Raw genomic sequence first — 26,085 nt, forward strand, 5'->3', positions numbered from 1 at the left:
CTTCCTGCCGGGCGCGTGATCCGCTAGGCTGGGTCTTCATGACCCAGCCACCGTCTCGATGATGGAAGACGACCGCGTCTTCTCGCCGCGCATTCACGGCACCATCGCGCACGATATCGGCGTGGAAATCGTCAGCGGGTTGCGCAAGCCCGGCGACGTGTTCGGCGGTGAAATTGAAGCGAGCGAAGCGCTGGGCGTCTCCCGCACCGCCTATCGCGAGGCGATCCGCATCCTGGCCGCCAAGGGGCTGGTCGAAAGCCGCCCCAAGGCGGGCACGCGCGTGACGCCGCGCAGCCGCTGGAACATGCTCGACGTCGACGTACTCGCCTGGACGTTCGAGGGTGAACCCGACACCGACTTCATCATCGACCTGTTCGAATTGCGCGGCGTGATCGAGCCTGCCGCCGCCGCCTTTGCCGCCGCGCGCCGCACCGATGCCGATCTGGCCGAGATGCGATCGGCGCTCGATGCGATGAAGCATTATGGGCTGGCGGATGCGCGCGGCCAGAGCGCCGACCAGCAGTTCCACCGTGCGATCCTGGCGGCCGCGCGCAACACCCCGCTGGCGACGCTCGCCAATTCGGTTGGTGCGGCGGTGCGCTGGACCACCAAATTCAAGCAGCGCAAGCGCGCTTTGCCGCGCGACCCGCTGCCCGACCATGTGCGGGTGCTCGACGCAATCGCCGCCAGCGATGCAGACGCCGCGCGCGAGGCAATGGTGACGCTGCTGAAGCTCGCTCTGCGCGACATGGGGCTCGCGCAGCGCGGCTAACCCCAGCGCTCGCCGATCAGCGGCGAGCGCTGGGGTTTCCGATCAATGGTTATCGCGCGGCAGGCCGCGCGTCTGCGCGATGCGCTGATACGCCTCCGCACCCTCCAGGATCGCGCCCGAACCGAGCTGGCCGACCACGGCGCGCTGGATCTCCTGCCACGGCGTCTGCGAGGCCGGGTAGCGATAGCCACCCGCCGCCGCGAACGCCGCGCGGCGTTCCTCCAACTCCGCGTCATCGATCAGCAGATCGGCCGTGCCGCGCGTCAAGTCGATCCGCACGCGGTCGCCATCGCGCAGCAGCGCCAGCGTGCCGCCAACCGCTGCTTCGGGCGACGCATTGAGGATCGACGGGCTGCCGCTGGTGCCCGACTGGCGCCCGTCGCCGATGCACGGCAGCGAGTGGATGCCATCGAGGATCAGATGCGCCGGCGGGCGCATGTTGACCACTTCCGCCGCGCCCGGATAGCCAACCGGCCCCGCGCCGCGCATGACCAGCAGCGTCGCGGGCGTGATGCCGGTCGAAATCTCGTCGATGCGGGCGTGATAGTCTTCGGGGCCATCGAACACGACCACCGGCCCCTCGAACGCCTCGGGATCGTTGGGGTTGGAGAGATAGCGTTCGCGGAACTCCGGCGAAATCACGCTGGTCTTCATGATCGCGCTGTCGAACAGATTGCCGGACAGCACCACGAACCCCGCCGATGCCATCAAGGGCGTGTCGAACGGGCGGATCACATCTTCATTCTCGATCACCGCACTGCGGCAATTCTCGCCGATCGTCTTGCCGTTCGCGGTCATCGCGCCCTCGGCAATCAGGCCATGCTGGATCAACTGCGCGACCACGGCGGGGACGCCGCCAGCGCGATAATAATCCTCGCCCAGATATTCGCCCGCTGGCTGCAAATTGACCAATAGCGGCACGTTGAGGCCATGCTCTTCCCAGGTCTTGAGCGGGACGTCGACGCCGATATGCCGCGCAATCGCGGTGAGATGGATCGGCGCGTTGGTCGATCCGCCGATCGCGGAATTGACCGCGATCGCATTGAGAAAGGCGTCCTTGGTCAGGATGTCGGAGGGCTTGAGGTCCTCCGCCACCATCTCGACGATGCGCTTGCCGGTGTAATAGGCGCATTCCTGCCGGTCGCGATACGGTGCGGGGATCGCCGCCGATCCAGGCAGCGACATGCCCAGCGCCTCGGCCAGGCTGTTCATCGTCGTCGCGGTGCCCATCGTGTTGCAATAGCCGGTCGACGGTGCCGACGAAGCGACGAGGCGGATGAACTCGGCATCGTCAATCTCGCCCGCCGCGAGCAACTCGCGCGCCTTCCACACGATCGTGCCCGAGCCGGTGCGTTCGCCCTTGTGCCAGCCATTGAGCATTGGCCCGACCGACAGCGCGATTGCGGGAATGTTCACCGTCGCGGCGGCCATCAAACACGCAGGAGTGGTCTTGTCGCAGCCGATCGTCAGCACGACGCCGTCGAGCGGATAACCATAGATCGTCTCGACCAGGCTGAGATAGGCAAGGTTGCGGTCCAGCCCGGCGGTCGGCCGTTTGCCGGTCTCCTGGATCGGGTGGACCGGGAATTCGAGCACGATGCCGCCCGCCTCGCGAATGCCCTCGCGCACGCGCTCGGCCAGGACGAGATGGTGACGGTTGCACGGGCTGAGATCGGAGCCCGTCTGCGCGATGCCGATGATCGGCTTCCCCGAACGCAGTTCCTCCAGGCTCAACCCGAAATTGAGATACCGCTCCAGATACAGCGCGGTCATGTCGATGTTATCGGGGTTGTCGAACCATGCGCGACTGCGGAGCTTGAAGGGGGGGGAACCGGTCATTGAGATACTCCGCGTCTGGACGACTTTGCTCCCGGATATACTCAGACAATTATAAGATCAATGCGCACGCGACCAAAGTCGAACCGCAGATGGCTCCGGCACCCTCTTTAGGAAGGCGGGTCGGCTTGCATCGGACAACAAACGCCCGCCAACGCGTCGCGCTGGCGGGCGGTCAGGGTGGCGTTGACAAGAAGCAACGTCGCCACTGTGATAGTATCCGCTCGCCAGCGCGAAAGGCTTACCCTCTCCCCTTGCCGGGATCCGGAGTGACGATCGAGTGCGGGAAGCCCCAACCCGCAAGATCGCTCGACGCGCGTGACGAACGATCCTGCGGGTGCGCCGTACAAGGCCCATGCGCTTATTGGGCGAAAAGCAGCCCCCACATGAAATCATACCCGGTATAGCCCGGGGGCGGCCCATGAGGCCCGATCGGCTCCCCGACGTTGGCCGGGCCGCCGGACGCATTGAACGAAGCGCCAGCATGGCACGAAATGCACGACGATTTCGCCATCGGGACATTCGCGTTGAGCGGCTCGATGATCGGGCTGCCGAGCAGGATCGGGTTGGTCGAGGTCCCGAACGTGCTCTGCGATCCCGTCAGGCAGTAATTGTTGAAGATAGGGGCCACATTTGCCTGGCTGAGCAAAGCGGTTGCCGCCGAAGATTTGGGGCATGCACCATATTGGCCCCACGCCTTCGCATTGGCGGGCACCGATGGGGTCGCGGCACCGAAGGAATCGTTGCATCCCGTCTGGTCGCAACGGCCCGGCGTGTACGCATTTTCGAAATCAGCCCATATCCAGTCAGGAAAGCCTGGTGTCTTTACCGAGATATGCATGCTCGTCATTGCATAGGTCGTCGCTGGGCCTGAGCCGACGCTTGCGGATGAAGTATAGAAATTGCTGGTGATGAAGCTGGTTGGCTGCCCCAACCAGGTGGCCAGCGTGCTGACCGGAATCCAGTCCGCCTTCACTTCCAGCGCATTCCACGGCACCGAAACCGGCTGCTTGGTGCCGTAATATGTGCTTATCCCCGCCGACGACCACAGGCCATTCGCGACGAGATAGTTGAAGGTCGCGCGATCACGCCGCACCTCTTCGCCGACGCAGCCCCCCTTGGGAAACCCCGAGCCCGCAGCCGCCCCTGCGAGCCCCGACGGCGTGCCGCAGCCCTGTGCCGGTCCAATCACTTGGACGGCGAAATGGCCCGTGCCGCGCGTCGCCATCGCGGCGCGCATATGGGCCCGCCCGAGCAGGCTGCGCTGCAAGAGCTTGCTGCCCTTGCTGGAACTCGCGCTCGGCCAGGTCGGCACGTTGCAGCCCTTCTTAGGGGTCGAAGAACAGGGGTTCGCGACGTAAATGTCCTGATCGGACGCAAATGTTTCGTAAGTAACCTTGCCCACTGTTCCAGACGGACTGACCGCGAGAACGAATTGCTGCCATGAAACGGCGTCCGTCGAAACGGGCGGCGGCGGAATGATTTGTGCAGGTTGAGCAGGCCTTGCATGTATTCGAGAGGCGTCAGTTGCAACGATACCAATCGAAATTGCCGCTACCGCCAACGTCGATAATATACGATATTTCTTAAAAGCGATTGTAGACATGTCATCATCTCCCCAGAATCTATTCTGACGGATACGCTTTTTCCATATCGGAACACTGTATTGATAAAATAGAGTATCAAACAATCAAATATCGGTCAACGTTGAAAATATTATATCCTTATGGCTGTGTTTAGATTTTGTGATATTTTTCACAGACATTATGATCATGTTATCTGACGGCTCAGTTGGCACGGTCTTTCGCGTACAGGAAGATATTGTCGGACAAAGAGATTCTGCACATCGTCCATTTATCGCCCATGCGGCCCTGACCGCCGGGCACCGCCTTGGTGCGTGCGCGATGCTCTTGGCGCCACACCGCGCGTGAAGCGCGCCGGTGTCGGCACCGGCCCCGGCCAGGGCAGCGCCTTTTACGGACGCATTACGCGACAGCGCGCGATTCACCGGGAATTTTTACGCCGTCGCGGGCAGTGTCGCCCTCGAACAGGTGAGGCAATGCGACAGCGTTCGATGCGGGATTTCGACCTCAAGGTGCGGTTGAGCGGCGTTGGTTTCCTTCTGCTGGCGGCGCTGTGCCTTTCCGCCTTGTCGGCCGATCGGGGCAGTCCCGATGCGCAACCAAGCGGGTTCGACTTGTGTATGGCGCTTATCGCCGTCTGCTCGGGCTGTGTCGGCGCGGCCCTCGCGCTGGAGGGTCGCTGGCTATTCGAGCCGGTTTCCGATCCCCGCGCGCGCCGCAACGTGCACGGCGACGATGCGCGAGACAAAGAATGAAGGTGCATCCCCATGGCAAGGTCGGCGGTGCTGAACCGGGTTGCGCCATGTTGCCAGCCGCAGCAGCCGACGCTTTGCTGGTCGCTGCGCTGGAAACGGACATGTCGCGCGTGGGCATGGCCACCACCATGGCCTATCTCGCCATCACGCGACGCAGCCTGGCGCTGCCGCTCTATCGCGACCGATCATGACCGGACATCCCCCCGCCCGTTTTGGCTCGTCCTATGCGGGGCGAGCCTTTGTCCGGTCTGCACGGCACCGGCACCGCACGGCAATGTGCCTACCCTGCCGCGACAAGAGCTCGGTGGATAGTCGCCGCTTCGGATTTTCGTGCGCACCTTGTCGGCTCGGCCCGGTGTATCGCGCCGAACTGCCATCAGGCGGCCCTGTGGAAATGTTGCGCGGTTTCCCAGGGCTGCACCGGTGCGAAAGAGATCGTGGGGACTAGAGGGGCGGTCGCAACCAAGATCCTTGCACCGGGGAAGGCATGCACCTCGCTGCGCGCGAATCCCATAGCGGCCGCGCGGGAAACGAAGCGGCCCTCAAGCTTGCCGCCATCATCCTGCACCAGCCAATGGCCAGCGCTATCCTGTCCCACTCTTATGACCGGGCCTCTTTGATCGGGCTCCGGGTCGTTTGGCGATGTCATGCTATGCTTCCTCACGCTAAACGCTCGCAAGATCCAATATCGCGGAAGGCCGCTGGCGCGCGACACGCACCTGTAGCGCGCCGCGCCCAGAACGCTGATCCGCGATCATGGGTTGGACGATCATGCGAACATCGAGATAGCTTTGGGCGGCATAAAAGCTCGATATCGATTGAAAGGAATTTGCGTAGAAAGTGCGTAAAACGAGGCCTCTGCGCGGAGGCCGCCGCCTCGCCGAAGAGCGCCTTTTCAGGCGCATCAACCTGCCACGGGATTGGCTATTGGCACCCTCTTCGAAGTCGAACGCGCAGCTTCGCATTCCGGGGCGAGCACCGGGCTTATCCGAGCATGACCGTCGCGGGCACGCCGCCAACCGACGACGGCGCTACCCAGACATCAAATGCGCCGGCTTCGGCGAAGCTGCGCCGATCGGGATGGACGAACGCCAGATCGGCGCGCGACAGGGGGAATGCAACGCGCACGCTCTGCCCCGGATCGAGATCGATATGCGCGATGCCTTTCAAAGCTCGCACCGGTTGCGTGAGGCTCGCGACTTTCTGGTGAATGTATAATTGCGCGACTTCACGCATCCGCCGGTGGCCGGTGTTCGTGACGGTCGCCGACACTGTGGTCGCTGCGTCGCCCGTCAGTGTCGTAACGCTCACCTCGGTTGGCGAATAGCGCACGGTCGAATAGCCGAGCCCGTGCCCGAACGGATAGAGCGCTTCGTTCGTCACCTCCCGGTAGCGCGCTTTCCATTCCGGTGCCGCGCCCAGTTGCGGACGGCCGGTCGCGCGATGGTCATAGAAGAACGGCTCCTGCCCCGACGCTTGCGGGAAACTGACCGGAAGACGGCCCTGCGGTGCGTGATCGCCAAACACGACATCCGCCATCGCATTGCCCGTTTCCGATCCAAGGAACCATGTCGCGAGGATCGCCGGTGCCGCGCGCACTGCGCCCGTCAGTGCGAGCCCACGTCCGTGGCGCAGCAGCACGACGACCGGCTTGCCGGTCACGGCGATCGCCTCGGCAAGCCGCAGCTGCGCCTCCGGAACCGTGATTTCGACCCGCGCCTGCGCCTCGCCCGACATGCGTGCGCTTTCGCCTATCACCAGCACGACGACGTCCGATGCCTTTGCCGCCGCCACCGCCCGTTCGATCCCGCCGGCAAGCGGCACCTCATAGTCGGAGCCGCGTTCGACCTTCAGCGGTGCATCGTGCCCCATCGCGGCGCGGAAACCCTGCTCGGGCGTGACGCAACTCTCGAAATCGGGAAAGCTCGCCCATGGCCCGGGCATGTCGCCGCGGTCCGACACGCACGGCCCGATCAGCGCGATCCGCGCAGATCGCGCGAGCGGCAGCAGGTCGCCGTCGTTCTTGAGCAGCACGATCGACTTGCGCGCGGCCTCACGCGCCAGCGCAACCGCCTGTGGCAAGCGCACGTCGCGCCGCTCGCGCGCCAGATCGAGCGAGCGATACGGGTTGTCGAACAGCCCCAGCGCCTGCTTGACGGAGAGCACGCGCCGCACTGCGGTATCGACCGTCGCCATCGAGATCCGGCCCGCCCGCACCAGCGCGGGCAGGTGCTTGTTGTACAAGCCGCTCTGCATCGAGATGTCGCACCCCGCGTTCAGCGCTTTGACCACCGCATCGGACCCGTCGGCGGCAAAGCCGTGGAGGATCATCTCTTCGTCGGCGGTATAATCCGACACGACCAGGCCCTTGAATCCCCATTCGCCCCGCAGAATGTCGGTGAGCAAGTAGCGGTTTCCGGTCGACGGCACGCCCGCGATATCGTTGAAGCTCGCCATGGTCGACAGCGCGCCGGCGTCAAACGCGGCCTTGAACGGCGGCAGATGCGTCTCGCGCAATGTCGTATCGGGGATGTCGGCGGTGTTATACTCCATGCCGCCCAGCACAGCGCCATAGCCCGCGAAATGCTTCGGACAGGCCAGCACCGAATCATCCGCTGTCAGATCTTCTCCCTGAAAACCACGGACGCGCGCGGCGGCGAACTGTCGACCGAGCCAGGTGTCCTCGCCCGCGCCTTCGACGACGCGGCCCCAGCGCTGATCGCGCGCGACGTCGACCATCGGCGCGAAGACCCACTGAATACCCTTGGCGCTCGCCTCTACCGCCGCCGCACGCGCCGTGCGCCGCGCAAGCTCAGGATCGAAGCTCGCCGCCTCGCCCAACGGCACGGGGAAGGTCGTCTTCATGCCGTGAATCACGTCTCCGGCGAAGATCAGTGGAATCCCATGCGGCGACTGCTCGATGGCGACGCGCTGCAGCGCGCGTCCGTCGGCGACGCCGATGCCGTTGTATAGCCCGGTCATCCGTCCGGCGGCGATGTCCCGCTGCAGCGCGGCCATGCTCTGCGTGACCAGTCCAGGATTTAGCGGTGGCCCGTCGGTCCGCGCGGGGTCGCTGAAGATGCTGAGCTGCCCGGCCTTCTCCTCGAGGCTCATCGCCGCGATCAATCGCTCGATCCTGGAATCGAAGTGCCGGATGCGCGCGTGCGCCGGTGCCAGGGCGGCGGCGATCGCCGCGGCGGATCCCCCTTTCAGCAGCGCCCGCCGAGAAACAGTTCCAGTCACACGCTTTCCCTCGCCGATCTGCGCGCCCGAATCGGTTTGGGCTGTCGCAGCACGATAAATTTCACTTGGCGGATGCACAAGAAACCGGTTACAACGCAAGTGTTGGAACCGGTTTCTTGGCGCATCGGCCAGGTTTATCGGCCGCATAATTCACCACCGTACCGCGGTGCTCAGGCGAGCAGCGCGGCGATTCGATTTGAAGACGGACAGACAAAAATAACAGGGCGGCACCGCGCCGATTAGGGGAGATGAAATGAACAAGCTGATGAAGGCGAGCCTGCGTGCGGCGCTGGCAACCACCGTTCTGGGCACCGGGACGCTCATTTTGGCCGCGCCCGCCGCCGCGCAGACCACCTCGACGGTCCAGGGACATATCGATGGTGCCACCGCCGGCACGACGGTGACGCTGACCGACGTAAACACCGGCCATCAGGACACGACCAAGGTCGACGCCAACGGCAATTACGTCCTCGTCGGCTTGCCGCCAAGCACCTACCGCGTTTCCTCCGGCAGCCGATCGGCCGAGGTAGTGGTGCCGTTGGGTCAGGCCGTCACCGCCGATCTGCTGGCACCTGCGGACGACGCAGCGGCTCCCGGCAAGGACATCGTCGTGGTCGGATCGCGCGCGCGCGACGTCCGGACAGCGACCGTCAGCACCAACATCTCGCGGTTCCAGCTCGAAAATCTGCCGAACGGCGATCGCAACTTCCTGAATTTCGCAGCGCTCGCCCCGGGCGTCACCGTCTCCCCGCCGACGCTGGGCGGCAAGGCGCGCCAGGTCCAGGCGGGCGGCATCAATTCGGATAACACCAACACCTTCATCGACGGCATCAGCATCAAGAATCTGGTGAACCACGGTGGCACGGTCGGGCAGAACCTATCCTCGGGCAACCCCTTCCCCGCCTCCGCAGTCGACCAGTTCGACGTCCAGACGCAGAACTTCAAGGCCGAGTTCGAGCAGGCGGGCTCCGCCGTCATCTCGTCGGTCACCAAGACCGGCGGCAACAGCTTCCACGGCGAGATCTTCGGCGAGTGGCAGCCCAAGGCCTTCATCAGCCAAAATTACGATGACCGCCCCGGCCATCTCAACAACGCCACCGCGCCGTACAAACCGAAGCCCAATTTCGACACGAAATATTACGGGGCCGACCTTGGTGGTCCGATCATCAAGGACAAGCTGACCTTCTTCGTCGATTTCGAAGGCACGAAGAAGACATTCGGTGCCAACGACATCAATGTCTATAGCGGCAATCTGGCGGCGCTGGCCCCGGCGGCGCAGACGTACGCCCAAAGCGCAAGGTCGCAATATAATGGAAGCTTCCCGGCGACGTTCGACGAGAAGCTGTATTTCGGCAAGCTGACCTTCTACGCAACGCCGCAAGACACGATCAACGTCAGCGCGTTCATTCGTGACGAGTCGAATCTCCAGATCAACGGTGGCGCGACGACGGTCGAGGCATCGACCAACAATCGCAACAATGAACGCCGCTATCAGCTCACCTGGAATCACCGGGGCGAGGGCTGGCTGAACGAATTCATCTTTGCGCGCGATGCTGCCGCGAACGGTGCCATCCCCAATGTCACGGGCCCGTCCTCCGTCGTGACCTTCAATGGCGGTGCGACCACGCCCAACGTCGGCGATTCCCGCGTGCTCATTCTGGGCGGGACCAACTTCGCCCAGGACGATCACCAGTATCAGACGCTGTTCAAGGACAACGTCACCTTCTTCGGCGGCCCGCACACCGTGAAGGCCGGTATCAAGCTCAACTTCACCAAGCTGCAGCGGCTTGAGGACAATAACGGCTCGGGCACCTTCTTCTACGACGCCAATTCGTTCTTCGGCCTGGGCTCGGCGAGTACGAAGGCCCCCTATGCCGCGACCATCAACACCGCCGTCGTCAGCCCGGTTACGGCGAACAACACCGAAATCGGCGGATTCGTACAGGACGATTGGCGGCCCAACGACCATTGGTTGATCAGCGCCGGCTTGCGTTGGGACTATGAATCCAATGCGGTAAACAACGACTTCGTGACACCTGCGGGCATTGCGGCCGCGTTGCGGGCCTATCCCGGCTGGAAGGCGGCTGGCATCAACCCCGACGACTATATTTCGACGGGCCACAACCGGAAGCCCTTCCTCGGCGCGTTCCAGCCGCGCCTTGGCATTTCCTATGACGTGAAGGGCGACCGCGATCTCGTCTTCGTCCTGGGTGGCGGGCGCTATTATGACCGCTCGCTGTTCATCGACTCTGCGATCGAGACGATCAAGGACCAGTACGAATCGGTCGTCACCATCAACACGCCCCCCAATTGCACGTTGGGCACGCCACGCTGCGTGACGACGATTCCGACCAATGTCGACCAACTGCGCGCGCTCGCCGCGGCGCAAGGCGGCGAGGTGCACCTGCTCAACAACCGGACCAAGATGCCTTATTCGGATCAGGTCAACTTCGCGGTCAAGAAACGCCTTGGGGTGATCAACACGTCGGTCACCTTCGCCTATATCAAGTCGCACAACATCTATCAGGAGCTGATCGGCAACCGCAATCCGGACGGCAGCTACAGCCCGGGCGGCAATCCGGTCTATGTCTATAACGGCGTGCCCTATGCGGCCGGGATCTTCTACGGCACGGCTGCGATCAACACCGCGCCGCTGCCCGGTTATGGTAGCATCTTCATCGGCAACAGCGACGGCAAGGCCCATTATGCCGCAGTCTATCTGCAAGCCGACAAGCCCTATACCGAGCGCTCCGGCTGGGGCTTCAGCACGACGCTGACCATCTCGAGCTCGCGCTCGAACGATACCCGCAACGGTGCCTCGATCGGCGATCCGTTCAACTTCGACGCACCGACTATCGGGGCGCAGGGCTATGGTGATTCGAGCGGTCTGGAACGCTGGCGCTTTGTCGCTACCGGCACGGTCAAGCTGCCGCTCGACATCCGCGCCACCACCTTCGTCACGCTGTCGTCGGGGCCCTCTTACGGCGGCGTGCTGTGCAATATCCCCACCACCGCACCCGGCGGCGGCGGCTGCTACACGACCAACTTCGGCATCTACCGGCCCGGCGGAATCGGATATAAGAACGTCGACTTCAACATCGCCAAGACGTTCAAGATGCCGTACGCGCATGGCCACGAGCTGACGGTCTATTTCCAGGCGCTCAACGCCTTCGACTTCGTCAACCGCAACTATTCGATGTGGGGCGGCGGGTTCCAGAACGTCGGCGGGGCAGGACCGACCGGGGCCTATGATACGGGCTCGGTCGCGAGCCAGGGGCGCAACTTCAAGGTCGGCGCGCGATATAAATTCTAACCTGAAATCCGGAACGCTTTGTCACCCCGAGGATATCCCCGGGGTGACGATGCGACCGGATCAGGCCGCGATCGGCGGTGCCTTGCAATGGCGGGCGATGAAGGCGGCGTGATCGGGCATGGCGGCGGCGACGTCAGCGGTGACGTCCGCGACATCGGCGAGAAAGTCGCTTCGCACTTCGGCCGACACCATCGCCGCATTGGGGTCGCATCCCATCGCAAACCCCTGCCCCAGCAGAACCTGGACCCAGCTTTCGACCCGAAACAGCTCGGCTGCGGCGCGTTTGTAGAAACGGCCCGACGAGGCGAATAATGCCAGCCGTTCGGCAAGGCTGTCGGGGATCGCCATGTGCTTCAGATAACGCCAATAGGGCGTGTCCTCGCGATCGGTCACCTTGTAATGTGCCACGATGAAGTCGCGCACGTCGGTAAATTCGAAATCGTGTTGGCGATTATATTCCGCGATGTCCGCTGCGGCGAAACCGCGATGCGGAAACAGGCCCAGCAGCTTGGTGATGCCGGTGTGGATCAAGTGGATGCTGGTCGATTCGAGCGGCTCGAGAAACCCCGCCGACAGGCCGATGGCGACGACGTTCTTCTCCCACGCCCGATGCCGCTTGCCCGGACGAAACCGGATGGCGCGTGGATCGGCGAGCGGCTTGCCGTCAAGATTGGCAAGAAGCAGCGCGGCCGCTTGGTCGTCGCTGATGTGCGCGCTCGAATAGACATGCCCGTTGCCGGTGCGGTGCTGAAGCGGAATCCGCCACTGCCAGCCGGCCCCGCGTGCCGTCACACGCGTATAAGGCGTCAACGGTGCCACCCGCTCGCATGGGACCGCCAGCGCACGATCGTTGAGCAGCCAGTGGTTCCAATCCTCATAGCCGACGCCGAGCGCATCGCCGATCAGCAGCGCGCGCATACCCGAACAATCGACGAACAGGTCGCCATCGACCGCACGGCCATCGTCGAGCACGAGCTGCGCAACATGGCCGCTTTCGCGATCGCGGGTCACATCCACGATCTTTCCCTCGATCCGGATGACGCCATTGGCCTCCGAACGACCACGCAAATAGCGCGCGAACAGCGACGCATCGAAATGATAGGCATAGTCCAGTCCGCCGAGCGGCGAACCCGGGCTGCGCGGATCGGGATACCTGAACTTGTTTTGCATCGCCGCGACGCAATTGAGCGCATAGGCGTCGAACGGTGCCCTCGTCTCGCAGCGCTCGCCCAGCCATAGCTGATGCGGGTGCAGCCACATAAAATCGTGGCCGATGCGACCGAAGCCGTGAAAATAGCGATCCGCGCCGCGATGCCAGTCGACGAAGTCGATCCCGAGCTTGAAGGTCGCCTGGCTTGCGCGCATCATCTCGATCTGGTCGATCCCCGCCAGATCATTGTAGGTACGGATCGATGGGATTGTCGCCTCGCCCACGCCGATGATCCCGATTTCGTCGGATTCGATCAGCCGGATCGTGTAGCTGCGGAACACGTGGGACAGCAGCGCCGCAGTCATCCACCCCGCAGTCCCGCCGCCAACGATAGTGATCGTCCGTAGCGGCGCGTTAGCGTCCATGCTGCCCTCTCCCCTGTCGGTTTATGCGGCGAGCCATCCGCCAGTGAAGCCGGCGCGCTGCAACCCCAGGCGGATCGGGCCCGAGCGTCGCATCGTGCGCCAGATGAAATCCTCCTTCGCATTCGCGATCGCGCCAAGGATCGGTCCTTGATCGATACCGAGATAATTGCGCGAAACCCAACCGCGCGCCGGGTCGACGACGCCAAGCTGCACCGGCTTGTCGCTCCAACGAAAACTCGGGTTGAAGGCGTCGTAAAAGCCGTAGTCGCCATACAGCCACGGGCCATAGCGCGCATGCATCGCCAGCGTTGCGGGAACCACGATTTCCGGCGCGAAGGCAAGCGAGCCGATTGCGGCGGTCGGCGCGATCGTGCCGTCGTCATAGCCATCGGGCTCGTCGATCGGCCCGCGCGCCGAATAGGAGCGGAAGCTGCGCTGGGTGCCCTTGAAATCATGCTCGACATCGGCCGGGCCGACACAAGCGGTCAGTCCCCAGACGTCCCGCGAATAACCGTCCCATCCCATCGGATTGCGGATCGCGTAGCTGCGCTGCGCCCAGGTTTCGCGTCGGCTGTTCTCGAAATAATCAAGCCCCGCCGCACGCATCGCGGCGTCGCGGATCCCACGGAAGTCGATCCACATTTGGCTATACTGATGCCCGAACATCGGGGCGAACGCGAGCCGACGCGTGTCGCCGCTACCGCGCCAGCACTGCGGGTAAGGCGCGCACCAGGCGTCCCAGATATTCGCCGCGACCGGGTGTGTGGGCGACCCGAGCGCGAGCAGGTTGACCATCATGCCTTCGTTATAACCATCCCAGCTGCGCGCGATGAAACCCTGGCCGGGATGCCAGCCCATCGAAATCGCCGCCGCGCCACGACGGAACCACTCCCAGTCGGCGCGGGCGTAGATCGTCCGGGCGAGACGACCGATCTCGCGCTCGTCGGGATGGTCCTGGTCGAAATATTCGGCGGCAAACAGCATGCCGAGGAACAGCATCGTGCTGTCCACCGACGACAGCTCGACATCGCCATACCGCAGGCCGCTGTCCATGTGCAGGAAGTGGTAGAAGAATCCCTGATGACCGGTAACGCCGTCGGCCGCCGGACCCTGCGGCGCGCGATCAAAGAAGCGCAGCGTCGCCAGCGTCCGCGCACGTGCGGCGGACCGGCTGATCCAGCCGCGCGCCACACCGATCGGATAGGCTGTCAGCGCAAAGCCGACCGCTGCGATGCTGCAGAAAGCGGGATTGGGCCAGCTGTCGGGGACCAGGCCGTTTGCGGGATTGCCAGTGTCCCAGAACCAGCGGAACGTGCGGTGTTCGAGATCGTCCAACAAGGCGGGCAGCGGAGTTGCCCCCGTCGTGCGCTTGGGCCGTCGGCCTGCCAGCGCCGCCGCCCGATCTGCCGCAAGTCCGCCGACCGCAAGGAGCGCGGTGGCGCTGAAGCAACGACGATCGATCAATTGGCCTCTCCATGCTGTGCAGGGGTGATGCATCAGCCGCGGCCCCGATGTAACCGGTTACAGATGGTGGTCAAGCGAAATGCGGATCGATCCGGGCGATGTGCTATCGCCTCGTGAATGGCAGATTCGGTTCCTCCCGCGCCACAGCTTTCCTGGCCCGCACGACTGCGTTTTGCCTCGGGCGATTTCGCCTGCAATCTGTATTGGCAGAGTTCGAGCCTCTTCCTGTTCTTCTATTATACCGACGTGCTCCATCTGGCCCCGCAGGTTGCGGGCCTGATTGCGATGCTGGGTTCGGTGTGGGACGGAATGGCCGATCTGCTGACCGGCATGTGGGTCGAGCGTGGGCGCGGTAGCTATGCCCGGACGGTCGGCCTGGGGGCTGTTCCGCTCGGCCTGGCGTTCCCACTGCTGTACCTGGCACCGCCATTTCACGGAGCGCTATTTCTCGGGGCATTGCTCGTCGCCCAGTTCGTGTTTCGCTCGCTCTACGCGCTGGTGAACATCCCTTACGCCGCGTGGAGCGTGCGGATCAGTAGCGACAGCCGCGACCGCGCAGCGATCGCGGGGCTGCGGATGGTCTTCGGCACCGTCGCCGTCGTCGTGGTGTCGCTCGCGACCGAGCGCATTTCGCTCGCCGTGTCAGGCAGCCTGACCAGCACGAAGGGGCTGCTAAGTGCCGCCGCCGTCTTCTCGCTGGTCGCGACGCCAGTGCTGCTCCATGTCGCTCGCGGCACCCCCGCCCGCGCAGGCTCGCCGCGGCGCGACAGGCCGCATGCCTCGCTGCGCGACGGCCTGCGGACGCTTGCGACCAATTACGCGTTCGTCACGCTGTGCACCGCGATGATGTGCGTCGCGGTGGCAACGACGATGATGACCCGCTCGGTGCTCTATTACTTCACCTATATCGTCCACGACGAGTCTGCGGGGACGACCGCGCTGGCGCTGATGGGTGTGGCCGGGGGCCTGACCGTGCCCTTGTGGATGGTCGTGCGACATCGGATCGGCAGCCGCGCACTGTGGCTCGGTGCCGTCGCCCTGGCGACCGTAGCCAGTATCGCCTTTGCGTTGAGCGATGATGGTGCGGCGTGGCGTGCGGACCTGTTCCTGGTGACGATGCAGGCGGCGCTCGCCGCGTTCAGCTTCGTCTTCTGGGCGATGCTGCCGGACACGGTGGAATATGGCGAATATCATGGCGGTGTCCGCGTCGAAGCACTGTCGTTCGGCGTCGCCGCGTTCCTGCAGAAGGTCTCTATCGGTGCCGCGACCGCGATCACCGGTTTTGCCTATGCCGCCATTGGCTATGCCCCCCAAGTGCCGCAAACACCGCACGTCCTTACCGGCATCCGTTGGATCATGGTCGCAGCCCCGATCATCGGCTGTATACTGTCGGCGCGCGCAATGGCGTCGAACCCGCTGCGGCGCGACACCCATCGACGGATTGTCGCGACGCTGGCGCAGCGAACAGACGCTACGCCGCCAGCGTGAAGGTACCCGAAACGCCCTCCGCTTCGGCCGATGGCGCGATCCAGACCCGGAACGCGCCTGGCTCGACCGTCGGCTTCAGGGACTCGCCGACGAAGGCCAGATCGGACCGCCGCAGCGTGAAGCTGACCTTCTCCGACTTGCCCGGTGCCAGCGACACGCGCCGATAGCCCTTGAGCTGCCGCACCGGGCGCGTGATGCTCGCCGCTATGTCGTGGATGTAGAGTTGAACCACTTCGTCCACCGCGACCTTGCCGGTGTTGGTGACGGTCGCCGAAAGCATCAGGGTACCATCCCAGGCCAGCGTGTCGCCGTGGTCAATCTCCAGTGCGGCATAGTCCACGTTCGCGTACGTCAGGCCGTGCCCGAACGGAAACAGGGCCGAATTGGGAATGCCGCGATAATGCGCCTTGAACGGCGCCAGCGGGCCGTCAGGATTGGGCCGCCCGGTCGATTTGTGCGCATAATAATATGGCACCTGACCGGGCGCGCGCGGGAAGCTCACCGGAAGTCGTCCCGAAGGGCTGGCATGGCCGAACAGAATCTCGGCGATCGCCGCCCCCCCTTCCGAGCCGAGGAACCACGTCACCAGGATCGCAGGCGCTGCGAGCACCGCGCCATCCAGCGCCAGCGCACGGCCGTTCTTGAGCAGAACGACAATCGGCTTGCCGGTGGCCGCGACGGCTTCGGCCAGGGCCTGCTGTGCGGCGGGCACCACGATCTCGGTGCGCGCCTGTGCTTCGCCGGACATGTCTTGCCCCTCGCCGATCGCGAGCACGACGATGTCGGCCGCATGCGCGGCCGCCACCGCCGCTGCGATTCCGCCGTCGAGCGGCGTTTCGATGCCACACCCCTGCGTGACGGTGATCTGCGCCTGACGCCCGGCGAGCGCCCGCACCCCCGTCGCGAGATCGATTGCCTCAGCATCCGAGCCATAGACGTTCCACGGTCCGATCAAGTCGTGCTGCCCCGCCGCGAACGGCCCGATCAGCGCGATTTTCCGGTTTTGTGGCAGCGGCAGCAGTGCACCATCATTCTTGAGCATGACGATCGACCGCCGCGCCGACTCACGCGCCACCGACCGATGCGCAGGAGTGCCGATGCGGGCCGCTTCGCGCTGCGGATCGATGCGGCGGAAGGGATCGGCGAACAGGCCAAGCGCGACCTTGACGCGCAACACCCGGCGCACAGCCTGATCGAGCCGCGCCATCGGCACCGCGCCGGACGTCACCAGATCGGGCAGATATTTGAGATAAAGCGCGCTTTGCATGCTCATATCGACCCCGGCGAGGAACGCCAGCCGCGCCGCGTCGCGCGCATCGGCGGCAAAGCCGTGCGCGACCAGTTCCTCGTCGCCAGTATAGTCGGACACCGTCAGCCCGCTAAAGCCCCATTGGTCGCGCAACACGTCGGTCATCAGCCAGTGATTCGCGGTCGCCGGCACCCCCGCAACTTCGTTGAACGCCGCCATCACCGACAGCGCGCCGGCGTCGAGCGCCGCCTGAAACGGCGGGAAGTAGACCTCCCGCAAACTGCGCTCCGAAATGTCCACCGTATTGTAATCCAGCCCGCCCTCGGCCGCGCCATAGGCGGCGAAATGCTTGGCACAGGCCATCACGGCGTCGTTCGCGGTCAGCGCATCGCCCTGGAAACCGCGCACCCGCGCGCGCGCCATGTCCTCCCCGAGCAGCACATCCTCGCCCGCGCCCTCGACGCCACGCCCCCAGCGGGCATCGCGCGCAATGTCGACCATCGGCGCGAAGGTCCAGTCGATCCCGGCTGCAGACGCCTCGACCGCCGCGACGCGCGCGGTGCGTTCGGCAAGCGCGGGATCGAAGCTCGACGCTTCCCCAAGCGGTACCGGGAAGACGGTGCGGAAGCCGTGGATCACGTCGGCGGCGAAGATCAGCGGAATTTTCAACCGGCTGGCCATCGCCGCGCGCTGCATTTCGTGCGCCATCTTCGCACCATTGCCGTTGAACACGCCGCTTAGGCGGCCCGCCTTGGCGTCGGCGAGTTGCGACGCATACCCACCGGTCGGTGTGATCGGGTTGAGCCGATTGGCGGCTCCCCCGGCCCAGGCCGCGGCCATCAGCGTGAGCTGTCCGGCCTTCTCTTCCAGCGTCATCATGCCGATCAGGGCTTCGACTGCGGTCGGCAGAACGCCTTCGCCCAGCGTCGCGATCAAAGCCTGTGCCGGAGACGCCCGCCACGCCAGCGCAGCCGCGCCGCCAAGCATCAAGCTACGTCGCGAAACCTGCATGTTATCCACCTCAATCCTCCCGATTTCGGTCTTGGTACAGTGATGTAACCGGTTACAGCAAGAGCCTTGCCGAATTCCCCCATTCGTGGTGCAAGCGTGGCCCAACGAACGGCTGGAGATTGCTCCCCTTATGGCGCACGCCACCATCCGCGACGTCGCCCGCGCAGCGAACGTTTCTATCGCGACCGTGTCGCGCGCACTGAACGGCCACGGCAACGTCCGCGCAAACCTGCGCGAGCGGGTCCAGAGCGTGGCAGCCGCGCTCGGCTACGTGCCGCACACCGGCGCGCGAAGCCTCAGCCTCGCGCAAACCAACGCGATCGGCGTGATGCTCCCCGACCTGCACGGAGAATTCTATTCTGAAGCGCTGCGTGGCATGGACGGCGAGGCATCGGCCCGCGGGCTGCAATTGCTGCTGTCCAACATGCATGGCGACCGGCGGGGAACCGAAACGTTGCAGTTTATGCGGGGACGCGTCGACGCTCTGATCCTCATGGCCCCCGATATCGACCCCGAGCGGCTGCTGACGCATCTGCCGACAAGCTTGCCAACCGTTCTCATCAGTTGCCCGGACGTAGCGGCGGATCATCCGCAGTTCCGTATCGACAACGCCGCCGGGGCCGACGCGATGGTCGAGCATCTGATCGCTTCCGGGCGACGACGGATCGTTCATTTGTCCGGCCCCCGTGGCAACCGCGACGCCGAGGAACGCATCGCCGGCTACCGCGAGGCAATGGCCCGGCACGGCCTCAGCCCGCGAATCCTGACCGGCAATTTCGAAGAGGAAACGGGCACGGCGGCGGCACTGCAATTGATCGCGGATGCGGAACGCGCCGATGCCTTGTTCGCCGCGAACGACATGATGGCAATTGGTGCGATGGTGGCATTTCAACGCGCCGGACTGGCGGTTCCCGACGACATCGCAGTGGCGGGATTCGACGACATTCCCCTCGCGCGTTTCGTAACACCCGCGCTCAGCACGATGCGCGTCGGGATCGCCGAGATCGGTGCGGAGGCGGTATCGCGCATTGCCGCGATCCTCGCCGGTGAAACGGACACCGACGTCCGGCGCATCGTGCCCCAGATCATCGCCCGGGCCAGCACATTGGCGAAAACAGAAAAGGGCCGCCAACTCTGAGAGTTGACGGCCCTTTTAATGGTGGGCGTGGCAAGGATTGAACTTGCGACCCCTGCGATGTCAACACAGTGCTCTACCACTGAGCTACACGCCCACTTCGCCGTGGCGATGCCTGGCGAGGGGCGGCCTTTAACGAAGGCTTGGCCGTCGCGCAAGCGTCTCCTGCACGATTTAAATATTGTCGCTCACGCGTTCATGCTCGAACATGCGATCGACCTCGAGCACAAGATCCCGCAGGTGAAACGGCTTGGACAGCACGCGTGCCTGCGGCATCGTCTTGCCCGCCTTCAGCGTCACTGCGGCAAAGCCGGTGATGAACATCACCCGCAGATCCGGCAACATGTCCCCCGCCTTCTGCGCAAGTTCGATGCCGTCCATTTCCGGCATCACGATATCGGTCAGCAGCAGGTCGAAATGCTCGGTCTCCAGCAAGGGAATCGCCGCTGTGCCACGATCGACCGCCACCACTGCATAGCCGGACCGTTCAAGCGCACGAGTCAGATATTCGCGCATCACGCGATCATCTTCGGCCAGCAAAATGCGTATCATTCCAAAATCCCGCCTCGCAGCCTCGCTGCGCTTTACCATCCTTTCCTATGCGCAAAGCCCTTAATATTTTCCAGCCGGATCGCTGCGTGGCTTGTGCTACAAAGGGAGGAGATGACCGCTCCGGAATGCGCCTTCGACCGCTTTGGCGATGATCCGCCGCTCAGCCCGATCGTGCTGTCGGTACCGCATGCCGGGCGCGACTATCCACTTGCGCTACGGGCGGCGCTGCGGGTTCCCCTTGCTGCCGCAACGGTGCTGGAAGACCGCTATATCGATGCCGTGGCGCTGGCCGCGCACCGCGATGAAGCGCTGTTCGTGCAGCGTCGAGCGCGCGCCTGGATCGACCTCAACCGTTCCGAGCAGGAACGCGATCCCGCAATCGACGAAGGCGCGGCTTGGACCGCAATGCCACACGCCTCTGCCAAGCTGCGCGGCGGGCTGGGGCTCGTGCCGCGACGAGTCGCGGGGGCCGGGGAATTATGGCGGCGTCGGCTTGACGCCAATGACGTCAACGCCCGCATCCGCAACGACCACCGCCCCTATCACGCCGCGCTGGCATGCGCGCTGGCCGCAGCCCGGGCGCGCTTTGGCACCGCCGTGCTGCTCGACATCCATTCCATGCCGTCGCTCGGACCGGACCAACCAAGACTGGTCATCGGGGATCGGTTTGGGCGTAGTGCCGGTACCCGCTTCATCGCGGCAGTCGAGGCCGCGGCGCACCGACACAGTGTTAAAACCGCGCTAAACACCCCATATGCCGGGGGCCATATCCTCGATACCCACGCACGGCCCGCAAACGGGGTGCATGCCATCCAAATCGAATTCGACCGCAGCCTCTATCTCGATCCTGCAGGGGATCGCCCAGGCGATACGCTTCCGGCGGTGGCGCGGATGTTGCGGGATATGATCGACGCGCTGGCCGATGAGGCCGCAACCCCGCTATCGATTGCGGCCGAATAAAAAACCACCGCGTGCAATGCAGCACGCGGTGGCCAAGGTTCAGGGAGGAGGCACCCTGAAAGGGTGCCGCGCGGCCCCGCGAAAGGGGGGAACACGAAGCCGCGTGCAACAGATATAGGTAAGAGGTTTTCGCGCTTCAAGGGCCAAATTTCGGCCGGATCAGCGGAGCCTATTTCGGTCGCGCCAACGCCGGAATCATCCGCGTGAGCGTACCGTCGCGCAACACGAAATGGTGACGCAGCGCGGCACAGACATGGAGTACGATCAGCCCGACCATTGCATATCCAAGCAGGCCGTGCGCGCTATGGGCCGCCCCGCTGGCTGCCCGGGAAATCGGGAGCGCTGGTACGTCGAACACGCCCAACCACGAAAACGCGACGCCGACCGGCTTGCGCGATACCAGCATCCAGCCGGTGATCGGCAATGCCAACAGCAAAAGGTAAAACGCGCCGTGGGCGAGCCCGGCAACGGCGCGTTCCCACGCCGCCGATTTCGCGGGCGGCGGCGGCGGGCGATACACCAGCCGCCACGCCACCCGCGCGACCGTCAGCACCAGCACGCACAGCCCGATCGCCATGTGAAAGGGGATCGCCCCTCTCACCCCTTCCAGCAGCGAGTCATGCAACAGCCCGATCACCAGATTGACCAATACAAGCGCGGCGACGATCCAGTGCAACCAGACCGCCCCGCGCGTATAATGGTCCAGCACGATGATCGCGCTGCGCGTCATCTTAGTCGATCAGTTGCGGGACGGGGGCCTTGCCCAATTTGACCTGACGGTCGAACACCTGCGGCAGCGTCGAGAGCGAGAACAGGTGCGCGTAGAGCAACGGCAACAGGCCCGACTTCTGAATCTTGCGCAGTTGGTCGCCACGCAGTTCGTTGAGCTTTTCCTCGTTCACCATCTGGAAGCCGCGATAGATGAACGGCTTGTCATTGCCTTCGATCTGCAGCGTAACCTCGCCTTCCATCAGCAGGTCCAGTTCGCGAAGCTCGTTCATGAAGTTCGCGGTGCGCGCGCCCGCCTGCTCGAACTGCTCGTTGAAGGCGAGGATATTCTGCACGATCTCGGTCGGCTTACCGTCGGCGAACAGCGGCTCGCCCTCGTCGAACGTGCCGATCGTCTCGCCCGTCGGGTCGAAGCACAGCGACAGTTCTTCGGCATCGGGGCGCAGCCGCGCCAGCATGAAAGGATAGCGGCGCACATACGCGGGCACATAGACCTGATCTTCGGTCAGCTTGCCATCGTCCCCGATGAACACGTTGACGCCCTCGTTCAGGCCCATCAGCGCGATCGGGATCGCGTCGTCGCCGCTGGTGAAGACGATCGGCAGCGACCGCTGTGCCGCAACGAATTCATCCACCGTAATCGGAATGGCGTGCTGGCCGACCAGGAAAGTAGCCCGGTCCAGGGCGCGAAAACGGAAGGCAGCGTGCGCTTCGCTCGAAAGAGGCTCGAGCGCGTTGTAGAACAGCGGAAGGGATTGCGGCGCGCTGGCCATCAGAAATTCTCCATCGACTAAGATAAAGCACGCGGCTTGCTATGCCTGATGGCCGCTGGCTCTATGGTGCGCGCGGCGTTTCTGCAAGGCCGAGCAATTTGCCGGGATTCATCAATCCCTGCGGATCGAGGCCCGCTTTGATCGCGCGCAGCGACGCCAGGCGCGCGGGCGAGGACAAACGCTCCAATTCCGCCCGCTTCATCTGTCCGATACCGTGTTCGGCCGAAATCGAACCACCCGCTGCAACCACCAGATCATGGACGAATCGCGTTACGTGCGGCGCATCCTCCCCATACCAGCGGGTTGCGTCGGCCCCCATTGGAGCGCGGACGTGGAAATGCACGTTGCCGTCGCCCAGATGCCCGAACGCCGTGGCGTGTGTGCCGGGGAAGCGCGCCTCGGCGGCGGCGGCAGCCTCGACCATGAAACGCGGCATCGTCGCCACCGGGACCGAGATATCGTGCTGCACTGCTGGTCCGCTGGCCCGTTCAGCCGCAGACAAGGAATCGCGGATGCGCCAGAACGCTTCCGCTTGCGCTTCCGATGCTGCGATCGTCGCATCGGCAACCAGGCCATCGGCCATCGCGGCACTCAGTTCCCGCTCCAGCAATATGGCGGGCGATTCGGCTGCGGCATTGGCGGTTGTCGCCTCGATCAGCACGTGCCACGCATGCTGCCCGGTCAACGGCGCACGTGTGCCGGGAACGTGGTCGAGGACCAGCGCCAGCGAATCGCCCGGGATGATCTCGAAACTTTCGATCGAATCGCTTGTGCGCTCGAGCCGCCGCAGCAAAGCCAGCGCCGCCTCGGGATCGGGCACCCCGGCCCACGCCACCGCCCGCTGCAGCACCGCCGGATAAAGGCGCACGGTCACCGCCGTGATGATGCCGAGCGTCCCCTCGGCCCCGATCAGCAGATGGTCGAGATCGTAGCCGCGATTATCCTTCTTGAGGGCAGCCAGCCCGTCGAGAATCTGCCCGTCCGGCAGCACCGCCTCGACCCCGGCAACCAGCCCGCGCATGGTGCCAAAACGCAGCACCTGCGTGCCCCCGGCATTGGTCGACGCCAATCCGCCAATCGTGGCACTGCCGCGCGCGCCAAGCGTGAGCGGAAAGCGCAAGCCATGCGCGGCGGCGGCGGCATGGAGATCCGCCAGAATCACCCCGGCCTCCACCACCGCCAAGCCGGCGACCGGATCAATCGACCGTATCCGATTCATCCGCCGCAAGGACAGGATCAGCGCCGACCCGTCGGAAGGGGGCGTAGCGCCGCCCACCATCGACGTGTTGCCCCCCTGCGGCACCAGCGGCACCCGATATTCCGCGGCGAGGCGCATTATGTGGGCGACGCCCGCGGTACTATCCGGCGACAAAATCGCGGGAGTGCGGCCGTGAAAACGCCCGCGCCAGTCGGTCAGCCACGGCGCGATGTCCTCCGCGTCCGTCGTCACCGCCTTTGCCCCCAGTACCGCCTGGGCTGCGTGGATGACCTTTTGCTGGGCGGCGGTGGCATTGCCGCTCGGGAATGGGGCATTCATCATTCTTTTGCCCTACCATCCGCATGGTCAGACGCCAATTCATCCGGCATTCAACCATTCACGGTAACGCTGGCCTTTATCTTTATGCCCAACTTCGCCCTTCCCGCTTCATTGCTCCTTGCGCTCGCGTCGACCAGTTCGGCCGCGATGGCGCATAGCGATGGCGTTGCGCTGGCCCAGTTGACCATTCACCAACGCATCATAATCCGCATTCCACGCGTCCTCGGCGGGCCTGCGTCTCGGCGTTCGGAACCCGCACCACCCCGCGTGACGGAGAAAAAAGGGCCGAAATGCGTGGCTATGGCAGCGGTGGAGGGTGCGCTTATCTCGGGCGACGACAGCGTTGATCTGATCCTCATCGACGATACGCGATTGCGCGCGCGGTTCGACAACAAATGCCCGGCGCTCGATTTCTATTCGGGCCTTTACCTCAAGGCCACACCCGACGGCATGGTCTGCGCCGGACGAGACTCGATTCGCGCGCGATCGGGCAGCGCCTGCCGAATTGACACTTTCAAGCGTTTGATCACCAGGAACAAGTAGAACGTCCGCGTTTACCTTGACATTTCGCCCCTGATCGGCAAGCGCTTTTCAACCGTTCGCGGGCGCTTCGCCCGGGCGCTTTTTCCGGATACCGCATGACTTTTGCCGATCTCGGCCTTTCCGACGAACTCCAGCGCGCCGTCAACGAGTCCGGCTATACCGAGCCGACTCCGATCCAGGCGAGCGCGATCCCCTCTGTGCTGATGGGCAAGGACTTGGTCGCCATCGCGCAGACGGGCACGGGCAAGACCGCCGCCTTCGTGCTGCCGATGATCGATATTCTCGGTGAGGGCCGGTCGCGCGCGCGGATGCCACGCTCGTTGATCCTCGAACCGACGCGCGAACTCGCCGCGCAGGTCGCCGAGAATTTCGAGAAATACGGTAAATATCACAAGCTCTCGATGGCGCTGCTGATTGGCGGCGTCTCGATGGGCGACCAGACCGCCGCGCTCGAAAAGGGCGTGGATGTTCTCATCGCCACACCGGGCCGCTTGATGGATTTGTTCGGGCGCGGGAAAATCCTGCTCACGGGCTGCTCGATGCTGGTGATCGACGAGGCCGACCGGATGCTCGACATGGGGTTCATCCCCGATATCGAGGAAATCTGCACCAAATTGCCCAAGACGCGGCAGACGTTGCTGTTCTCGGCAACGATGCCGCCGCCGATCAAGAAGCTGGCCGACAAGTTCCTCGACAATCCCAAGACGATCGAGGTCGCGCGGCCCGCGACCGCCAACGTCAACATCAAGCAGTGGCTGGTCAACGTTTCCGCCGCCAAGAAGCGCGATACACTGATCTCGCTGTTGCGGGCGGAAGACGTGCAGACCGGCATCATCTTCTCCAATCGCAAGACGACGGTGCGTGAGCTCAACAAGGCGCTGCAGCGTGCGGGCTTCGCATCGGGTGAAATTCACGGCGATATGGAGCAGGCGCAACGCATTGCCGAGCTCGATCGCTTCAAGAAGGGCGAGATCAAGATCCTCGTCGCGTCCGACGTCGCCGCCCGTGGCATCGACATCAAGGGCGTCAGCCACGTCTTCAACTATGACGCACCGTGGCACCCCGACGATTATGTCCACCGCATCGGTCGTACCGGCCGCGCGGGCGCGACCGGCATCGCCTTCACCTTCGCGACGCCCGACGACGCCGAAAACATCCAGAACATCGAAAAACTGACCGGTCTGAAGATCGAGCGCTACGAGACCGGCACCGCCCCCGCTGCCGACGACACGCCAGAAGCGCCGCGCGAAGCTGCCCCGAAAACACGTCGGCGTCCCAAGGCTGCCGCGAAGGTCGCGGTGCCCGTCGTTGAAGCGGAGGAAGCGCCATCCGAGGTCGAGCGCCCTGCCCGCCCGCCACGTCCGCCGCGCGCCGAACGCCCGGCGCGAGAGGCACGCGCACCGCGCGAAGATCGCCCCGCCCGTACCAGCCGCCCGCCGCGTAGCGCGCCCGCCGAGCGCGAAGAACCGCTGGAGCCAATCGATGCGGTCGACGATGGCGGCTGGAACGGCCCGATGCCGAACTTCCTGCTGGCCAAACTGACGCTGACCGACTGAGCGTGCCACCG

Annotated in this window: 19 protein-coding genes and 1 tRNA gene; 9 read left to right on the plus strand and 11 right to left on the minus strand. The window is 64.3% G+C overall.

The features are described 5' to 3' along the window. The first annotated feature begins 61 nt into the window (after positions 1-61). Complete coding sequence (locus ACP7BL_RS06575; RefSeq protein WP_426257946.1) at positions 62-772, plus strand: FadR/GntR family transcriptional regulator; 711 nt, start codon at positions 62-64, stop codon at positions 770-772. A 42-nt stretch (positions 773-814) separates the two neighbouring features. Here ACP7BL_RS06575 and ACP7BL_RS06580 read toward each other — a convergent pair whose 3' ends face one another. Both ACP7BL_RS06580 and ACP7BL_RS06585 read right to left on the minus strand, forming a co-directional pair. Next, positions 815-2,611, minus strand: coding sequence for an IlvD/Edd family dehydratase (locus ACP7BL_RS06580; protein WP_426257907.1), 1,797 nt, complete (start codon positions 2,609-2,611; stop codon positions 815-817). Positions 2,612-2,969: 358 nt separating this feature from the next. Beyond that, entirely contained in the window at positions 2,970-3,923 is a 954-nt protein-coding gene (locus tag ACP7BL_RS06585; protein ID WP_426257908.1) for a hypothetical protein, read from the minus strand. A 744-nt stretch (positions 3,924-4,667) separates the two neighbouring features. Here ACP7BL_RS06585 and ACP7BL_RS06590 point away from each other — a divergent pair. Continuing rightward, entirely contained in the window at positions 4,668-4,946 is a 279-nt protein-coding gene (locus ACP7BL_RS06590; RefSeq protein WP_033966050.1) for a hypothetical protein, read from the plus strand. Beyond that, positions 4,943-5,137 (plus strand): hypothetical protein, encoded by a 195-nt coding sequence (locus tag ACP7BL_RS06595; protein ID WP_033966052.1) that lies wholly within the window; start codon positions 4,943-4,945, stop codon positions 5,135-5,137. Before ACP7BL_RS06590 ends, ACP7BL_RS06595 begins: the two co-directional genes overlap by 4 nt. Positions 5,138-5,930: 793 nt before the next feature. Here ACP7BL_RS06595 and ACP7BL_RS06600 read toward each other — a convergent pair. Continuing rightward, a complete protein-coding gene (locus tag ACP7BL_RS06600; protein ID WP_426257909.1) occupies positions 5,931-8,189 on the minus strand; it encodes a glycoside hydrolase family 3 N-terminal domain-containing protein in 2,259 nt (752 codons plus the stop codon). Between the two features lie 253 nt (positions 8,190-8,442). On the opposite strand from ACP7BL_RS06600, the gene ACP7BL_RS06605 reads away from it, so the two are divergent. Further along, the gene (locus ACP7BL_RS06605) at positions 8,443-11,502 is read left to right on the plus strand and encodes a TonB-dependent receptor domain-containing protein (protein WP_426257910.1); all 3,060 of its coding nucleotides are present in this window, start codon (positions 8,443-8,445) and stop codon (positions 11,500-11,502) included. Positions 11,503-11,562: 60 nt separating this feature from the next. Here the strand turns inward: ACP7BL_RS06605 and ACP7BL_RS06610 are convergent, their stop codons facing one another. Together ACP7BL_RS06610 and ACP7BL_RS06615 are read right to left on the minus strand one after the other, a co-directional pair. After that, entirely contained in the window at positions 11,563-13,077 is a 1,515-nt protein-coding gene (locus ACP7BL_RS06610) for a tryptophan halogenase family protein (protein WP_426257911.1), read from the minus strand. Positions 13,078-13,098: 21 nt separating this feature from the next. Then, positions 13,099-14,541 carry a glucoamylase family protein gene (locus ACP7BL_RS06615; protein WP_171010516.1) on the minus strand — a complete coding sequence of 481 codons (1,443 nt, stop codon included), beginning with the start codon at positions 14,539-14,541 and terminating at the stop codon, positions 13,099-13,101. Between the two features lie 117 nt (positions 14,542-14,658). Between ACP7BL_RS06615 and ACP7BL_RS06620 the strand changes: the two genes are divergently transcribed. Next, positions 14,659-16,029 carry an MFS transporter gene (locus ACP7BL_RS06620; RefSeq protein WP_137902792.1) on the plus strand — a complete coding sequence of 457 codons (1,371 nt, stop codon included), beginning with the start codon at positions 14,659-14,661 and terminating at the stop codon, positions 16,027-16,029. Here ACP7BL_RS06620 and ACP7BL_RS06625 read toward each other — a convergent pair. Beyond that, positions 16,013-18,289: a glycoside hydrolase family 3 N-terminal domain-containing protein gene (locus ACP7BL_RS06625; protein WP_426257912.1), complete on the minus strand. Its 2,277-nt coding sequence runs from the start codon at positions 18,287-18,289 to the stop codon at positions 16,013-16,015. The two genes, ACP7BL_RS06620 and ACP7BL_RS06625, sit on opposite strands and share 17 nt — an antisense overlap. Before the next feature lie 130 nt (positions 18,290-18,419). Between ACP7BL_RS06625 and ACP7BL_RS06630 the strand changes: the two genes are divergently transcribed. Continuing rightward, on the plus strand, positions 18,420-19,427 hold the full coding sequence (locus ACP7BL_RS06630) for a LacI family DNA-binding transcriptional regulator (protein ID WP_033966054.1): 1,008 nt from the start codon (positions 18,420-18,422) through the stop codon (positions 19,425-19,427). Positions 19,428-19,446: 19 nt separating this feature from the next. Here the strand turns inward: ACP7BL_RS06630 and ACP7BL_RS06635 are convergent. Then, a tRNA-Val gene (locus tag ACP7BL_RS06635) sits at positions 19,447-19,521 on the minus strand. A 77-nt stretch (positions 19,522-19,598) separates the two neighbouring features. Continuing rightward, positions 19,599-19,976, minus strand: a complete 378-nt coding sequence (cpdR, locus tag ACP7BL_RS06640; protein ID WP_033966056.1) for a cell cycle two-component system response regulator CpdR — start codon at positions 19,974-19,976, stop codon at positions 19,599-19,601. Positions 19,977-20,087: 111 nt separating this feature from the next. On the opposite strand from cpdR, the gene ACP7BL_RS06645 reads away from it, so the two are divergent. Further along, positions 20,088-20,936 carry an N-formylglutamate amidohydrolase gene (locus tag ACP7BL_RS06645; RefSeq protein WP_137902794.1) on the plus strand — a complete coding sequence of 283 codons (849 nt, stop codon included), beginning with the start codon at positions 20,088-20,090 and terminating at the stop codon, positions 20,934-20,936. A 169-nt stretch (positions 20,937-21,105) separates the two neighbouring features. Here ACP7BL_RS06645 and ACP7BL_RS06650 read toward each other — a convergent pair whose 3' ends face one another. From ACP7BL_RS06650 to ACP7BL_RS06660, 3 genes are all read right to left on the minus strand, one after another. Then, positions 21,106-21,666 (minus strand): cytochrome b, encoded by a 561-nt coding sequence (locus tag ACP7BL_RS06650; RefSeq protein WP_426257913.1) that lies wholly within the window; start codon positions 21,664-21,666, stop codon positions 21,106-21,108. A gap of 1 nt (position 21,667) precedes the next feature. Beyond that, a complete protein-coding gene (locus ACP7BL_RS06655; RefSeq protein ID WP_126847910.1) occupies positions 21,668-22,438 on the minus strand; it encodes a SapC family protein in 771 nt (256 codons plus the stop codon). A gap of 61 nt (positions 22,439-22,499) precedes the next feature. Continuing rightward, positions 22,500-23,975 carry an FAD-binding oxidoreductase gene (locus tag ACP7BL_RS06660; protein ID WP_426257947.1) on the minus strand — a complete coding sequence of 492 codons (1,476 nt, stop codon included), beginning with the start codon at positions 23,973-23,975 and terminating at the stop codon, positions 22,500-22,502. Here ACP7BL_RS06660 and ACP7BL_RS06665 point away from each other — a divergent pair. Both ACP7BL_RS06665 and ACP7BL_RS06670 read left to right on the plus strand, forming a co-directional pair. Beyond that, entirely contained in the window at positions 23,931-24,518 is a 588-nt protein-coding gene (locus ACP7BL_RS06665) for a hypothetical protein (RefSeq protein ID WP_426257914.1), read from the plus strand. The genes ACP7BL_RS06660 and ACP7BL_RS06665 overlap by 45 nt on opposite strands. Before the next feature lie 95 nt (positions 24,519-24,613). Beyond that, positions 24,614-26,074 carry a DEAD/DEAH box helicase gene (locus tag ACP7BL_RS06670; protein ID WP_426257915.1) on the plus strand — a complete coding sequence of 487 codons (1,461 nt, stop codon included), beginning with the start codon at positions 24,614-24,616 and terminating at the stop codon, positions 26,072-26,074. Positions 26,075-26,085 lie beyond the last annotated feature (11 nt).

The sequence above is a fragment of the Sphingomonas sp. DC1600-2 genome (genome assembly GCF_049897605.1).
Classification (GTDB): domain Bacteria; phylum Pseudomonadota; class Alphaproteobacteria; order Sphingomonadales; family Sphingomonadaceae; genus Sphingomonas.

What these genes read in the sequence shown, in the direction of transcription:
- ACP7BL_RS06660 (WP_426257947.1), bottom strand. Translation starts at nt 23,975, where the DNA reads ATGAATGCCCCATTCCCGAGCGGCAATGCCACCGCCGCCCAGCAAAAG.
- ACP7BL_RS06575 (WP_426257946.1), top strand. Translation starts at nt 62, where the DNA reads ATGGAAGACGACCGCGTCTTCTCGCCGCGCATTCACGGCACCATCGCG.
- ACP7BL_RS06610 (WP_426257911.1), bottom strand. Translation starts at nt 13,077, where the DNA reads ATGGACGCTAACGCGCCGCTACGGACGATCACTATCGTTGGCGGCGGG.
- cpdR (WP_033966056.1), bottom strand. Translation starts at nt 19,976, where the DNA reads ATGATACGCATTTTGCTGGCCGAAGATGATCGCGTGATGCGCGAATAT.
- ACP7BL_RS06590 (WP_033966050.1), top strand. Translation starts at nt 4,668, where the DNA reads ATGCGACAGCGTTCGATGCGGGATTTCGACCTCAAGGTGCGGTTGAGC.
- ACP7BL_RS06625 (WP_426257912.1), bottom strand. Translation starts at nt 18,289, where the DNA reads ATGCAGGTTTCGCGACGTAGCTTGATGCTTGGCGGCGCGGCTGCGCTG.
- ACP7BL_RS06605 (WP_426257910.1), top strand. Translation starts at nt 8,443, where the DNA reads ATGAACAAGCTGATGAAGGCGAGCCTGCGTGCGGCGCTGGCAACCACC.
- ACP7BL_RS06645 (WP_137902794.1), top strand. Translation starts at nt 20,088, where the DNA reads ATGACCGCTCCGGAATGCGCCTTCGACCGCTTTGGCGATGATCCGCCG.
- ACP7BL_RS06620 (WP_137902792.1), top strand. Translation starts at nt 14,659, where the DNA reads ATGGCAGATTCGGTTCCTCCCGCGCCACAGCTTTCCTGGCCCGCACGA.
- ACP7BL_RS06650 (WP_426257913.1), bottom strand. Translation starts at nt 21,666, where the DNA reads ATGACGCGCAGCGCGATCATCGTGCTGGACCATTATACGCGCGGGGCG.
- ACP7BL_RS06670 (WP_426257915.1), top strand. Translation starts at nt 24,614, where the DNA reads ATGACTTTTGCCGATCTCGGCCTTTCCGACGAACTCCAGCGCGCCGTC.
- ACP7BL_RS06655 (WP_126847910.1), bottom strand. Translation starts at nt 22,438, where the DNA reads ATGGCCAGCGCGCCGCAATCCCTTCCGCTGTTCTACAACGCGCTCGAG.
- ACP7BL_RS06580 (WP_426257907.1), bottom strand. Translation starts at nt 2,611, where the DNA reads ATGACCGGTTCCCCCCCCTTCAAGCTCCGCAGTCGCGCATGGTTCGAC.
- ACP7BL_RS06630 (WP_033966054.1), top strand. Translation starts at nt 18,420, where the DNA reads ATGGCGCACGCCACCATCCGCGACGTCGCCCGCGCAGCGAACGTTTCT.
- ACP7BL_RS06595 (WP_033966052.1), top strand. Translation starts at nt 4,943, where the DNA reads ATGAAGGTGCATCCCCATGGCAAGGTCGGCGGTGCTGAACCGGGTTGC.